At 34.0% G+C, this 12,632-nt stretch carries 16 protein-coding genes and 1 other RNA gene; 2 read left to right on the plus strand and 15 right to left on the minus strand.

Features of this window, described 5'->3' with window-relative positions:
• Positions 1-18 precede the first annotated feature (18 nt).
• From rimI to M3005_RS01730, 15 genes are all read right to left on the minus strand, one after another.
• Entirely contained in the window at positions 19-618 is a 600-nt protein-coding gene (gene rimI, locus M3005_RS01660; protein WP_293793079.1) for a ribosomal protein S18-alanine N-acetyltransferase, read from the minus strand.
• Complete coding sequence (gene tsaB / locus M3005_RS01665; RefSeq protein ID WP_293793082.1) at positions 599-1,327, minus strand: tRNA (adenosine(37)-N6)-threonylcarbamoyltransferase complex dimerization subunit type 1 TsaB; 729 nt, start codon at positions 1,325-1,327, stop codon at positions 599-601. The genes rimI and tsaB overlap by 20 nt, the downstream gene beginning before the upstream one ends.
• Before the next feature lie 113 nt (positions 1,328-1,440).
• Complete coding sequence (locus tag M3005_RS01670) at positions 1,441-2,190, minus strand: acyl-[acyl-carrier-protein] thioesterase (protein ID WP_293793084.1); 750 nt, start codon at positions 2,188-2,190, stop codon at positions 1,441-1,443.
• A 14-nt stretch (positions 2,191-2,204) separates the two neighbouring features.
• Positions 2,205-3,083 (minus strand): 16S rRNA (cytidine(1402)-2'-O)-methyltransferase, encoded by an 879-nt coding sequence (gene rsmI, locus M3005_RS01675; protein ID WP_293793087.1) that lies wholly within the window; start codon positions 3,081-3,083, stop codon positions 2,205-2,207.
• Positions 3,084-3,098: 15 nt separating this feature from the next.
• On the minus strand, positions 3,099-3,440 hold the full coding sequence (locus tag M3005_RS01680; protein WP_293793089.1) for a DNA replication initiation control protein YabA: 342 nt from the start codon (positions 3,438-3,440) through the stop codon (positions 3,099-3,101).
• 15 nt (positions 3,441-3,455) lie between these two features.
• The gene (locus M3005_RS01685) at positions 3,456-4,466 is read right to left on the minus strand and encodes a DNA polymerase III subunit delta' C-terminal domain-containing protein (RefSeq protein ID WP_293793092.1); all 1,011 of its coding nucleotides are present in this window, start codon (positions 4,464-4,466) and stop codon (positions 3,456-3,458) included.
• A 12-nt stretch (positions 4,467-4,478) separates the two neighbouring features.
• Entirely contained in the window at positions 4,479-4,805 is a 327-nt protein-coding gene (locus M3005_RS01690) for a cyclic-di-AMP receptor (RefSeq protein WP_293793095.1), read from the minus strand.
• Between the two features lie 13 nt (positions 4,806-4,818).
• Positions 4,819-5,463 (minus strand): dTMP kinase, encoded by a 645-nt coding sequence (gene tmk / locus M3005_RS01695; RefSeq protein ID WP_293793097.1) that lies wholly within the window; start codon positions 5,461-5,463, stop codon positions 4,819-4,821.
• 107 nt (positions 5,464-5,570) lie between these two features.
• On the minus strand, positions 5,571-5,819 hold the full coding sequence (locus M3005_RS01700; RefSeq protein ID WP_053949737.1) for a YaaL family protein: 249 nt from the start codon (positions 5,817-5,819) through the stop codon (positions 5,571-5,573).
• A 14-nt stretch (positions 5,820-5,833) separates the two neighbouring features.
• Positions 5,834-6,433, minus strand: coding sequence for a recombination mediator RecR (gene recR, locus M3005_RS01705; protein WP_053949736.1), 600 nt, complete (start codon positions 6,431-6,433; stop codon positions 5,834-5,836).
• Positions 6,434-6,455: 22 nt separating this feature from the next.
• A complete protein-coding gene (locus M3005_RS01710) occupies positions 6,456-6,767 on the minus strand; it encodes a YbaB/EbfC family nucleoid-associated protein (protein WP_293793103.1) in 312 nt (103 codons plus the stop codon).
• Between the two features lie 15 nt (positions 6,768-6,782).
• Positions 6,783-8,588: a DNA polymerase III subunit gamma/tau gene (gene dnaX / locus M3005_RS01715; RefSeq protein ID WP_293793105.1), complete on the minus strand. Its 1,806-nt coding sequence runs from the start codon at positions 8,586-8,588 to the stop codon at positions 6,783-6,785.
• Positions 8,589-8,710: 122 nt separating this feature from the next.
• Positions 8,711-8,807: signal recognition particle sRNA small type (gene ffs / locus M3005_RS01720), an RNA gene on the minus strand.
• A gap of 44 nt (positions 8,808-8,851) precedes the next feature.
• On the minus strand, positions 8,852-9,331 hold the full coding sequence (tadA, locus tag M3005_RS01725; protein WP_293793108.1) for a tRNA adenosine(34) deaminase TadA: 480 nt from the start codon (positions 9,329-9,331) through the stop codon (positions 8,852-8,854).
• Complete coding sequence (locus tag M3005_RS01730; RefSeq protein WP_293793110.1) at positions 9,324-9,929, minus strand: class I SAM-dependent methyltransferase; 606 nt, start codon at positions 9,927-9,929, stop codon at positions 9,324-9,326. The genes tadA and M3005_RS01730 overlap by 8 nt, the downstream gene beginning before the upstream one ends.
• Positions 9,930-10,118: 189 nt before the next feature.
• Between M3005_RS01730 and M3005_RS01735 the strand changes: the two genes are divergently transcribed.
• Entirely contained in the window at positions 10,119-10,346 is a 228-nt protein-coding gene (locus M3005_RS01735) for a redoxin NrdH (protein WP_293793113.1), read from the plus strand.
• Positions 10,347-10,463: 117 nt separating this feature from the next.
• A complete protein-coding gene (gene nrdE / locus M3005_RS01740; RefSeq protein ID WP_293793116.1) occupies positions 10,464-12,629 on the plus strand; it encodes a class 1b ribonucleoside-diphosphate reductase subunit alpha in 2,166 nt (721 codons plus the stop codon).
• Positions 12,630-12,632 lie beyond the last annotated feature (3 nt).

Below are 12,632 nucleotides of genomic sequence, written 5' to 3' on the forward strand. Positions count from 1 at the left end.
AAAAAGACCTCATTTCTTTTACATTCCATAATTATTAGGAATTGTTTCGTATAAACTTAAATCTAATACCATATCAACAGCGTCTTCGTGATCACCGTCATAATAATTTTCTTTAACACCCATCTTTTTAAAACCTAAATCCAAATACAATCTTTGCGCTTTAACGTTGCTTACGCGAACTTCAAGTGAGACTGTTTTGTAGTTTAATTGACGCGCTTTTTTAATTATCTTAGCAACTAAGAAGTACCCCAATCCACGGTCTTGAAACTCTGGTTCAACGGCTACATTAGAAATATGACAATCTAGCTTTTTATCATTTAAGGAACTACCAATAAAAGCTACTAATTGATCATTTTGACGTAATAATAAATAGAATCGATCTAAACGTGGTTTTAATTCCGGAATGAATGCTTCTTCTGTCCAAGGAGCGACACCATCATAGACATCCCTTTCAATGCCAACCATTTCTGGGATATCAGTCACCATCGCTTTGGCTAAATAAAATTTATCGCCATTAATATCAACAATATGATTTTTAATATTCAAGTGTTCTTTTTTTAATAATCCTTTGGTATTCATGAACTTTGTCTGATACCAATTAATCAACTTTTTCAACATATGAAGTAACTTCTTCCCCCGGATGTTTTTCTCGCCAATCTAATTCCGCTTTTGTAAGTCTTAAATAATTTGGAACGAATGAATGAATATCTTTAACAGGTTCTTTAGTTTGACCGTATAATCCCAGTCTAGCTGCTTGAGGCAAATTATCAAAGCTATTCATGAAAACTAATTGATCACCAAATTTATTGGTAAGCGCTTCTTCAAAGTTCTTTGCATCTGCACCAATCGCATATACATTCTTACCAGCATTATCAATTTGATCTAACCATTTATCAAAATCAGTATGACGATCTGCTAGTACTGTCGTAACTCCATCATCTTTGATTTCGTAAAGACCTGTGAATACATTGTTATTTCTGGCATCAAAAACTGGCATAACCAGACTTTCTTTTTCGGAGACGTTTAACGCCAAAGTTTCCAAACTAGAAACTCCTACCAATTCAATACCAAGTGTAAATGCTAAAGTTTTAGCAGTCGCTGTCGCAATTCTAATTCCAGTATATGAACCCGGACCAGTTGCCACCACGATTCTTTGCAAATCAGTTGGTTTTAAATCTGTCTTTCGTACTAATTCATCAATAATTGGTAATAAATATTCCGCATGTTTTTGATGAACGGTAGTTGTTTCAGTTGCTAAAATTTGATCATCATCTAATATCGCAACGGTTAATTGTTTATTGGATGTGTCTAAAGCCAATACTTTCATCCGTTTTTTCGTCTCCCCAATAACTTTTATAGTGTTCGAATAATTCTATGGTAAATTATAACAAAAAAATAGGTGACTCCATAGTAAAAAAAGAAGTCACCTATCAATATTTATTAATTTTCTCGCCAAGTAATGTTAGCAATTGCTGAATGACTATCACCACTCATAATTTCATGTCTGGTCATAATCGTTCCATCTTCTAATTTGTCCATGTTGTAATAACTATCAACATTAGAACCATACTTAACTTCATTTTCATATCTTAATAAGAAGCCTGTTGGTGTGTGATTAGTTAAAAATTCAGCTGGTAATACGTTGACCATCCAATCCATGTAATGAGCGTTGTTAACATGTTGGTTAGAATCGATATCGGTATATCTAACTGTGAATGTTTGTTTATCAGCTTCATCAAAATCAATTTTCTTAGGTTTTGGCATTTTTGGAACTTGATTTACTTTTTCAGCTCCAAATGGTTCAACAGTTTCCTTTGGAATTGAAGCAATCTTACGTTCCTTATAATTCATCGCTGCCCATAATCCAGTCATATTCATTAATTCATTACCTTTTTCATCCGTGATAGTAAATTCACGATAGGCAAAGTATTTGTTATATGACTTAGATTTAGTGTTAATGGTAATCACTTCATCAACTGTTGGCATTCTATTAATATGCACATCGTATTGAATAACTACCCAGGTTACACCAAATTGACGTACAAATTCAGCACCAACCCCTAATTCATCACTATGATCTTCAGAAGCTAAGATAATCACATCTAGCATCATTGCGATTGTCATTCTTCTGGTAAAGTCAGCTTCATAATATGTAACTCGATGTTTTTCGCTAAAAACTGTTGGTTCCATGTTCGTCTACACCCCTATATTTCATGGTAAATATTATAAATTTCTTGTTTTTTAACTTGATGTAGTTTGGCTACTTCTTTGATGGCTGCATTGGTTTTCATCCCATCAGAAATGAAATAATCAACCTGTTCTTTAATTGATAAACCAGCTAGTTCATCTTCTTCATCAGCTTGTTCATTGGCTTTATCATTTCCATCAACGATGACAACAAATTCACCACGGACTTGATTATCTTCAGTCCATTGAATTAGTTCGCTTAAACTACCGCGATCAAATTCTTCGAATTTCTTAGTCAATTCGCGACATAGTACCGCTTGGCGATTTTCACCAAAAACTTTTTGCATATTCTTCAATGTTTTATTCAAACGATGAGGTGCTTCGTAAAAAATTAAAGTTTCTGTATGTTTATTTAATTCCTCAAGCTCCGCTAACTGATCACTGTTCTTACGATTTAAAAAACCAAAGAAATAAAATGGTTGTGGCATTAAACCAGAGGCGATTAAAGCTGTGATTCCAGCATTAGCTCCTGGCAATGGAATTACATTAATATGTTGTTCAACGCACGCCTTAACCAATTCTTGACCAGGGTCGCTAATGGATGGCATCCCTGCATCACTGACTTGCGCAACATTTAATCCAGATTGTAAATCACTAATTATCTCATCGATCCGATAATCTTTATTATCTTCTCTAAAACTAATTTTTTTAGTATCAATTTCAAAATGATTTAGTAATTGTTGTGTATGACTAGGATTCTCAGCAGCAATTAAATCAACTTCTTTTAAAGCCTTAATTGCCCTAAAGGTCATATCTTCTAAATTTCCAATTGGTGTTGGAACTAAATATAAACTACCTTGATTTTGATTGGCAGTAAAACTATGTTGTTCTTGCACTGAGATACCTCCATACTATCGGTTTAAAATTTCGTTACAGAAAATGCAGCTTTCGCTATCTCCTCGATGAGTTCCATAAAATTCGGTACATACATGAAAACCTTCATTAAATAGATTTTCTAAATTCTTTCTAGAATTGGATAGACGATTTGAACTACTACTATTTGAGTCTGATTCAACATCATTAGGTTTTTGTTCATCAATGAACTCACGCAGATGTTGATTTTCGATTCTAAGTTCAGCATTTTCTTCCATTACTTCAGTTAATGCTTCTCGTAATTCAGTAAATTTATCTAACATTAATTGAGTTTGTGTTTCCATATTCTTTAAGCCATCATAAATTTCTCTTTTATCCAAACAAATTCACCCCAATTAACCATTTAATATTCGCATTATTTTTAATGTGGTTGCTTCTAAAATATTTTGATAACTAACGTTAACTGCCATCAGTTTATTACAATTTAACAATTCTTCTAAAATCTGAATTAACTGTGATTTATTAACATGATCAGCTAATTTCTGAATGCTATAAGCTTGCTTTGGAAAATTAAAACTATCTTCACTAGTAAATTTAGCATCCAAAACATCTTCAAAAATAGATAATAACATATTAATGATCACTTGTTTTTTACTATTATCACTTGCCAATGACATTACGTTGGATTTAATTGCTGCAAAAGCTGTAATATCATTCTCAACAATCAAATTAAACCAATGACTAACTGCAGAAATACTATGTGCTAACCATTCGTCTTCCTGCCATTCTTGCACCGTTGAAATTCGGTTGGTTAAGCGACTAATTAGTTTAAATTGACTAGGTGACATAGATAACTTTGCTAATTCGCCTTCAAAGTCACTTCGACTCAACGGATTCAACTCTACGACCTGTGTTCTAGAAATAATTGTAGGCAATATTAAATTACGATTTGTAGTTAGTAGGAAGGATACGACATTGCCAGTAGGTTCCTCGATAAACTTCAGTAAACTATTTGCAGCTCCTGTGGTCATCTTATCGGCGTCACAAACAATAAAAAACTTTTGATTACCTTCCAACCCACTCTTAGAGAATTCCGATTTTAAATATCTGATTTGATCAACCTTAATACTTAATCCATCCGGTTTAATCACAATCACATCTGGATGCTGTAAGTCGGTAATCCGACGACATTCATCGCATTCTCCACACGGCATTGATTCACTAGTTAAATTCTTACAAAACATCCTCATTGTAATAAATAAAGCTAGCGATAACTTTCCTACACCCTCTTCACCACTAAATAGATACGAATGTGATAATTCATTTTGTTTTATAACTCGCAAAAAATTATCCATTAAATCTTTTTGCTTACTATCTGTTTCAGTGATTACTTGGTTTTGTGTCATTATTGACCCCCACTAGAATCTATAAAAATTATCCATTGGCATTTCCATTACGGTTGCGCCACCAACTTCAATTTTTACTGGATATGATGAATCAGAAACCCCACCATCCAAGTTTACAGGTGGTGTCATGTATTGTTCACGTTTACTTGATACTTTCTTAATGATGTCTAAAACATCATTGACTCTTTCATCTTCAATTCCAATCATAAAGGTAGTGTTTCCTGATTTTAAGAACCCACCGGTAGTTGAAAGTTTAGTTTGTTGCACATCGTTTTTAGCGAAGGCATTTTGAAGTTTGTTAGCATCTTTATTTTGTACAATTACAATTAAAAGTTTCACTGAAATCACGTCCCTATTTTTTAAATTCTTCTAAATATGGTTGCAAAATTTCTAAAACATTTTGATAAACAGCATCAATTGATTGGGTTGCATCCACAGACTTAATTATTTCAGGTTGTTGTTTAGCTAATCTCTGGTATGCATCGTAGACACGATTATGAAAATCAATCGTTTCTACATCCAATCTATCGATGTCATCTTCATTCCGATTTTGGGCAATTCGTTTTAATCCTTCTTCAACTGGAAGATTAAAGTAAATTGTTAAATCTGGTAAAAATCCTTCAGTGGCAAATTGGTTCATTTCATAAATTTCTTGTTCACCAATTTGTCTTCCACCACCTTGATAAGCAATTGAACTATCCAAATAGCGATCGCAAATTACTAACTTATTAGCGGCAATTGCGGGCTTTACTGTTTGTTCAATATTTTGTCTTCGTGCGGCTGCGTATAATAACGCTTCAGTCCTTTTATCCATTTCGATATTCTGACGATCTAAAATAACTTCTCGAATACTTTCAGCAATTGGATTCCCACCTGGTTCACGACTAGTGACTAGTTGATCTCCCATAGTATCCTTTAAATAATCCAATACCATGTTTAAAATGGTTGTCTTTCCGGCGCCATCGGTACCTTCAAATGTTATAAACTTGCCAGACATATCTACCCCTACTTTCATCTTTATACATTATTGTACTTTAATTTCACTTTTTCAACAAATTTACAATAAATAAAAAGTGTCTTATTCCAAAGAATAAAGACACCCTTTTAGTAATCAATCACTGAGGATTGAATACGATTATTGGAAACTTTTCTTTCTCTTGCTTCTCGATATAAAAATAAATATTTTTCACGAGCTAGTCTTGTTTGAGCAACAATTTCTCCGTCGACTTCAAAAATCGCTTCTTCTGTTTCGATTGCGTGATCCCATTGATATTTAGCTCGATCAATAGAGTCTAACAAAAATTCGTCATATTGTTGTCCAACGTTATGTGGAAATCTTCTAAATCCAAACATATAAATCACTACTCCTACATTTCTGTTCTTCCAGAAACAGCTCTAGATAATGTCATTTCATCAGCATATTCAATATCGCTACCAACAGATAATCCATGTGCTAATCTAGTTACCTTAATTCCGGCCGGCTTAATTAAACGAGATAGATACATTGCTGTTGCTTCTCCTTCTGGAGTTGCATTGGTTGCAATAATGATTTCTTTAATGCCTTCATCACCTTGTAAACGTTGAATTAACTGTTTGATGTTTAATTCATCTGGACCTTTACCTTCAATTGGTGATAACACACCATTCAAGACGTGATATAAACCGTGATAATCTTTCATCTTTTCCATGACCATAATATCTCTTGGTTGTTCAACAACTAATACCGTTGATTTATCTCTGGTACTATCACGACATATTACACATGGGTCTTCATCGGTTAAATTACCACAGGTTGAGCAATACATTAGCTTGTCCTTAGTTTCATCCAATGCATCTGAAAACTTCTTAACATCATCTTTGTTCATATCAACAACAAAGTACGCCAATCTGATTGCAGTTTTATGACCAATTCCTGGTAGACGCATAAAACTGTCGATCAACTTAGCAATTGGTTCAGGATATTGCATAATTAACCTTCTTTATTTTTTATTACATTCCTGGGATTCCCTTAGTGTACTTACCTAGAGAATCTTGAGTTGTCTTTTCAATTTGTGATAGTGCGTCGTTTACGGCACTAATTACTAGGTCTGAAACCATGTCTGGATCTTCAGGGTCAATTGCTTCTGGTTTGATCTTCATGTCTTTCATCTTACGATCACCTGAGAAGGTAACAACTACCATCTCTTCTGGAGCTTTACCAACAAATTCACTGTTGTTAATTTGTTCTTGTTCAGCACCCATTTGTTTTTGTAGTTGCTTAACTTGTTTCATCATTTTTCCCATGTTCATACCATTCATCATAATTAATACATCTCCTTAATCGTCTTTAACATCAATTATTTCTTCACCGAATAATTGTGTTGCTTGTTTTACTAATTTAGAATTATCTTCTGATTTTTCAATATTATTATCATCGTTTTCGTCCGGATTTTCAACACTAGAATCAAGGCTAGGTGATTTTACTTCTCTCCCACCATTCTTTTGTGCGACAATATATCCTTTTCTGATTTCTGGCCATTGGTCAGAAGGAATAAAAATAAAATCAGGAATATTGTGCAATATCCGGTCTAGTCCGTTAGATAATGCATCAAGCAATTTTTGGTCATTGCTAGCCTTTTGGAACAAGAATGCATATTCAAATGAAACTACAATCCCGTCATGACTTGCTGCAACCGGCTTAGAAACTTTCATAAGCGCACGTTGGGTAACATCTAGTTCACCTAAAAGTTCATCCCAAATATTTTTAACATTATTTAAATCTTCTCTAGTTGCATTATCTAGGATTGGATAAACCTTGGTAACGTTAACTTTACCGGTAGATTTACCAGCGCTTCTATTAGTTGAACGTTTTGGCTTTTCAACTGGTTTAGCAGTTTCAACATTGCCTTTAACACCATTCTTGATTAATTCTTCTACTTGTTTTTGTAGTGAACTAATCTGATCTTTTAATTCACGGATTGTGGAATTATCATCAATATCCACATTACTTTCAACGTTTTGCACACTTTGTGTTACAACACTACTAGTAGCTGGTTGAGATTGAGTAGATGCTAATTTAACCGTTAACACATCTAGATAGACATCTGGATGCATTGTGTATTTCATTTGATTTTGAATATCATTCAAATCAACAATCATTTGGTAGATAGTTGGCGCATCAATTGATTCCGTTAAAGCCTTAAAGTTATCATCAATAACCCCTAATTCGGCTTCTTCCACCATTTCTGGAGATTGTTGATATAACAAAATGTCTTGGCAATACTTGATTAAATCTTCAATAAAACGTTCTGCATCTTTTCCTGAATCTAACATTTCACGCACATTAGATAAAGCTGCTTGAACATCATGCTTTACAGCATTATTAAGGTATTGAGCAAGTAATGACTTGGTCACACTACCCGTTACTTGAAGCGCATTATCATATGTCACCTTATCAAAACCAAAGGAAAGCACTTGATCTAAGATACTTAGCGCATCACGCATCCCACCTTCAGCAGACTTAGCAATAACTCTAAGCGCTTGATCATCATATTCAATTTCCTTTTCATTCAAGATAAATTCCATTCTAGAAAGAATATCTTGAGCGGTAATTCGTTTGAAATCAAATCTTTGCACACGAGAAATAATCGTAGCTGGAATCTTTTGTGGTTCCGTGGTTGCTAAGATAAAGATAACATGTGCTGGTGGTTCTTCTAGTGTCTTTAGAAGTGCATTAAATGCTCCGGTAGAAAGCATATGAACTTCATCAATAATATAAACTTTGTAAGTCGCTTGTGTTGGTGCGTACTTCGCTTTGTCTCTAACGTCTCTAATTTCTTCAACCCCATTATTGGATGCGGCATCGATTTCGATAACATCATTTAATGTTCCATTAGTAATGCTTTGACAAATCTCACACTCGTTACAAGGTTCTCCATCTTTTTGATTAGGGCAATTAATTGCCTTCGCTAAAATTTTAGCATCGGAAGTTTTTCCAGTTCCCCTAGGACCTGCAAATAAATAAGCATGACTCAACTGATTGGTAATAATCGCATTCTTCAATGTCGTAGTGATTACATCTTGTCCAATCACATCATCAAAACGTTGCGGTCTCCATACACGGTATAAAGCTTGATAACTCATGGAAAACTCCCTTTCATAAAACTAGTTATGTATATTATATATTCTATCGATGAATTATTCCATTATCGTTTTCCTTTAAAATAAAAAAATCTCTTAGCCAACATTTGACTAAGAGTTTATTTGTATAAAAAACAAGAAGCACAAGCGTAGAATACTTAGTGCTGCTTCCTTTCGGATCTGACACGGTTCGTAAACACAACTTTGCTTCCAGGCCTTACGGCATTAATAATATTAACTTATTGAAAAACTTTTTTCAAGTTTAATTATTTTTTCCTTTGTTCTTTTCGTTTCTTTCTTTTCATTTTAAAGAAACTCTTCATTATATTGCTACATTCTGTGTTGATAATTCCTGAATATAATTCCACATGATGATTCAATCTATCATCGGAAAAAACTTGATATAAACTTTTAGCGGCTCCCGCTTTAACATCATCGGCACCATAAAAGACTCTTTTAATTCGTGAATTAATAATCGTTCCTGCACACATTAAACATGGTTCAATTGTTACATATAAATCACAATCTTCTAGTCGCCAACTACCTAAATGTCGGCAAGCTTCATCAATTGCAATCGTTTCAGCATGATCCATCGCAATGTTACTATGCTCTCTTAAATTGTGGCCTCTCCCAATAATTTTACCATCATGAACGACTACTGCTCCAATAGGGACTTCATCAATCAAGTATGCTTTTTTGGCCTCAACTAAAGCTTCTTGCATGTATTTTTCTGCTAAATTATCCATTGTAAACACTTTCCAAGATGTAGTATCCCTTGTTCTTTTTAATAATTTCACAATTACCAAATAATGATGTCATTAATTTTTTAGCAGATGGTGCCCCTTGCTTCTTTTGCAAAACAACAGTTAGTGTTCCATTTGGAACTAGATGAGATACTGCTCCTTCGATCATCCCATCAACAACATCCTTTCCTGCTCTTACAGGTGGGTTCGTGATGATGGCAGCAAACTTATCTTCAACTGTTTCATAAATATTAGAATTATGAATTTTTACGTTAGCAACATGATTTTGTTCAGCATTTTTAACAGCTAATTCTAATGCTAAGTTATTTACATCAACCATTTCAAATACTCTATCTGGATGATGCTTGGCTAACGCAATTGCCATCGGACCGTATCCACAGCCTAAATCCAAAACATTTCCATCAGGGATTTTATCCATATTGACGCTTTCAACTAATGTTTTAGAACCAAAATCGACTGTTCGCTTAGAGAACACTCCATTGTCAGTGGTAAAGGTTAAATTATTTCCTAACAAATTAAAATTCCATGTGTGAAGCTCATGGACAACATTAGGATTTGGTGTATAATAAAATTCGTTCATTTGAAATCAGATCCTTAAATAAAAAATTTTTAAAATTCTCTAACACACTGTATCTAGTAGATTGGAAACATTTCCAATACTAAATATGGTGTTTTTTATTTGATTTTTTTCTTTTCTGGTGTAAACTTTTATATATAAATTAACCGAAAATATCGTACATATTTCGTCAAAAGAAAGGGAGCAATACACATGGCACAAGTTACTGTATATTCAAAAAATAATTGCATGCAATGCAAAATGACTAAACGCTTTTTAAGCGAACACGATATCGATTTTATCGAAAGAAACATCAATGAAGAACCCGAATACGTACCATACTTAAAATCAAAAGGTTTTATGTCATTACCAGTAGTTGAAGCTGATGGTATTGACTCAATTTCAGGTTTTAGACCAGATCAATTAAGCCAACTAGCTTAATTTAAATTTCGTATTATTCATTATAATATAAAAAGTAATTTTTGGCGAAACCGCTAATGGTCTCGCCATATTTTATCTATAAATATCAATTTTTTACTATGAAAGAGTGGTTCGAACATGTCATTAAAAGATTTGAAAGACGTAACTTATTACGATCTTAATAATGAAATTAACATCCCTAAGGATGATAAAATTCAACTAAATAAAGATAAAGATGCCCTAGCAGCCTTTATCAAAGAAAACGTAAAACCTAATTTAAAAACTTTTAATTCTTTAAAAGAAAAATATGACTTTTTAGTAGAAAATGATTATCTTGAAGAAGAATTCTTAGCAAAATATGACTTCTCATTTATTGAAAAAATCTACGATTATTTGAAGAGCCAAAATTTTGAATTCAAATCTTTTATGGCTGCTTACAAGTTTTATGCTCAATATGCATTAAAGACTGATGACGGAAACTTCTATCTAGAAGAATTTATCGATCGTGTTGCGATTAACGCATTATACTTTGCAGATGGTGATGAAGAATTAGCAATGAACCTAGCTGATGAAATTGTTCATCAAAGATACCAACCTGCTACCCCATCATTCTTGAATGCTGGTAGAAAACGTCGTGGTGAATTCGTTTCATGTTTCTTAATTCAACCAACTGATGATATGAACACAATTGGTAGAACTATTAATTCTGCTTTACAGCTATCACGTATTGGTGGTGGTGTTGGAATTAACCTTTCTAACTTACGTGCAGCTGGTGACCCTATCAAACATATCGAAGGTGCTGCTTCTGGTGTTGTTCCTGTTATGAAATTATTGGAAGACAGTTTTTCTTACTCTAACCAATTAGGTCAACGTCAAGGTGCAGGTGCAGTTTACTTAAACGTATTCCATCCAGACATTATCGCATTCCTTTCAGCCAAGAAAGAAAATGCTGATGAAAAGATTCGTGTTAAGACTTTATCACTAGCAGTAACTGTTCCTGATAAGTTCTATGAATTAGCTCAAAACGATGAAGACATGTACCTATTCAGTCCATATGATGTGGAAAGAATTTACGGTGTACCTTTCTCATACGTTGATATTACCGCTGAATATGACAACATGGTTAACAACGACGAAATCAAGAAGACTAAGATTAACGCTCGTGAACTAGAAACTGAAATTAGTAAGCTACAACAAGAATCTGGTTACCCATACATTATTAATATCGATACTGTTAACAAGGAAAACCCTATTGATGGTAAGATTGTTATGAGTAATTTATGTTCAGAAATCATGCAAGTACAAGAACCTTCTACTGTTGATAACGAACAAAACTATGAACAATTAGGTACTGACGTTTCATGTAACCTAGGATCAACTAACATCGTTAACTTAATGGCTAGTCCTGATTTTGGTAAGTCAGTTGATGCAATGGTTCGTGCTTTAACTTTTGTTACTGACCACTCTGACATTGATGTTGTTCCTTCTATTCAAAGAGGTAACGCCCTATCACATAGTATTGGTCTAGGTGGAATGGGTCTACACAGTTTCTTAGCTAAAAACCAAATTGAATATGGTTCTGACGAAGCCATTGAATTTACTGGTGTTTACTTCATGCTATTAAACTACTGGACTTTAGTTGCTTCAAACAAGATTGCTGCTGAACGTCACGAAACTTTCCATAATTTTGAAAAGAGTCAATACGCTGACGGTACTTACTTCGACAGATACACCACTAAATACTGGGGCCCAACTAACGAACGTGTTAAAGAATTATTTGATGGTATTTTTGTTCCAACTGAAAGTGATTGGGAAGAATTAAAAGAAGCTGTTATGAATGATGGTTTATACCACCAAAACAGGATGGCTGTTGCTCCAAACGGTTCAATTTCATACATTAATGATTCTACTGCAAGTTTGCACCCTATCATTAGTCGTGTTGAAGAAAGATACGAATCAAAGACTGGTAAGATTTACTACCCAGCTCCATTCTTATCAAACGATACTCTAAAATACTACAAGTCAGCTTATGATATTGACATGAGAAGAGTTATCGATACTTACGCTGCTGCTCAAAAGCATGTAGATCAAAGTATGAGTCTTACTCTATTCATGCGTTCAACTATCCCTGATGGATTATACGAATGGAAGAACGGTAGAACCGATAAAATGACAACTCGTGACTTAACCATTCTTCGTAACTACGCTCACGCTAAAGGTATTAAGTCATTGTACTACGTAAGAACTTACACTGATGATAACCAAGAAGTCGGTGTTAACGAATGTGAAAGTTGCTCAATCTAAACT

The organism is Apilactobacillus sp. (assembly GCF_025290035.1).
Taxonomy (GTDB): domain Bacteria; phylum Bacillota; class Bacilli; order Lactobacillales; family Lactobacillaceae; genus Apilactobacillus.

Excerpts from the sequence above, each read along its gene's own strand:
- dnaX (WP_293793105.1), bottom strand. The coding sequence starts at position 8,588 with ATGAGTTATCAAGCTTTATACCGTGTATGGAGACCGCAACGTTTTGAT.
- rimI (WP_293793079.1), bottom strand. The coding sequence starts at position 618 with ATGTTGAAAAAGTTGATTAATTGGTATCAGACAAAGTTCATGAATACC.
- M3005_RS01730 (WP_293793110.1), bottom strand. The coding sequence starts at position 9,929 with ATGAACGAATTTTATTATACACCAAATCCTAATGTTGTCCATGAGCTT.
- M3005_RS01700 (WP_053949737.1), bottom strand. The coding sequence starts at position 5,819 with ATGTTTGGATTTAGAAGATTTCCACATAACGTTGGACAACAATATGAC.
- M3005_RS01670 (WP_293793084.1), bottom strand. The coding sequence starts at position 2,190 with ATGGAACCAACAGTTTTTAGCGAAAAACATCGAGTTACATATTATGAA.
- tsaB (WP_293793082.1), bottom strand. The coding sequence starts at position 1,327 with ATGAAAGTATTGGCTTTAGACACATCCAATAAACAATTAACCGTTGCG.
- nrdE (WP_293793116.1), top strand. The coding sequence starts at position 10,464 with ATGTCATTAAAAGATTTGAAAGACGTAACTTATTACGATCTTAATAAT.
- tmk (WP_293793097.1), bottom strand. The coding sequence starts at position 5,463 with ATGTCTGGCAAGTTTATAACATTTGAAGGTACCGATGGCGCCGGAAAG.
- tadA (WP_293793108.1), bottom strand. The coding sequence starts at position 9,331 with ATGGATAATTTAGCAGAAAAATACATGCAAGAAGCTTTAGTTGAGGCC.
- M3005_RS01685 (WP_293793092.1), bottom strand. The coding sequence starts at position 4,466 with ATGACACAAAACCAAGTAATCACTGAAACAGATAGTAAGCAAAAAGAT.
- M3005_RS01710 (WP_293793103.1), bottom strand. The coding sequence starts at position 6,767 with ATGATGAATGGTATGAACATGGGAAAAATGATGAAACAAGTTAAGCAA.
- M3005_RS01735 (WP_293793113.1), top strand. The coding sequence starts at position 10,119 with ATGGCACAAGTTACTGTATATTCAAAAAATAATTGCATGCAATGCAAA.
- recR (WP_053949736.1), bottom strand. The coding sequence starts at position 6,433 with ATGCAATATCCTGAACCAATTGCTAAGTTGATCGACAGTTTTATGCGT.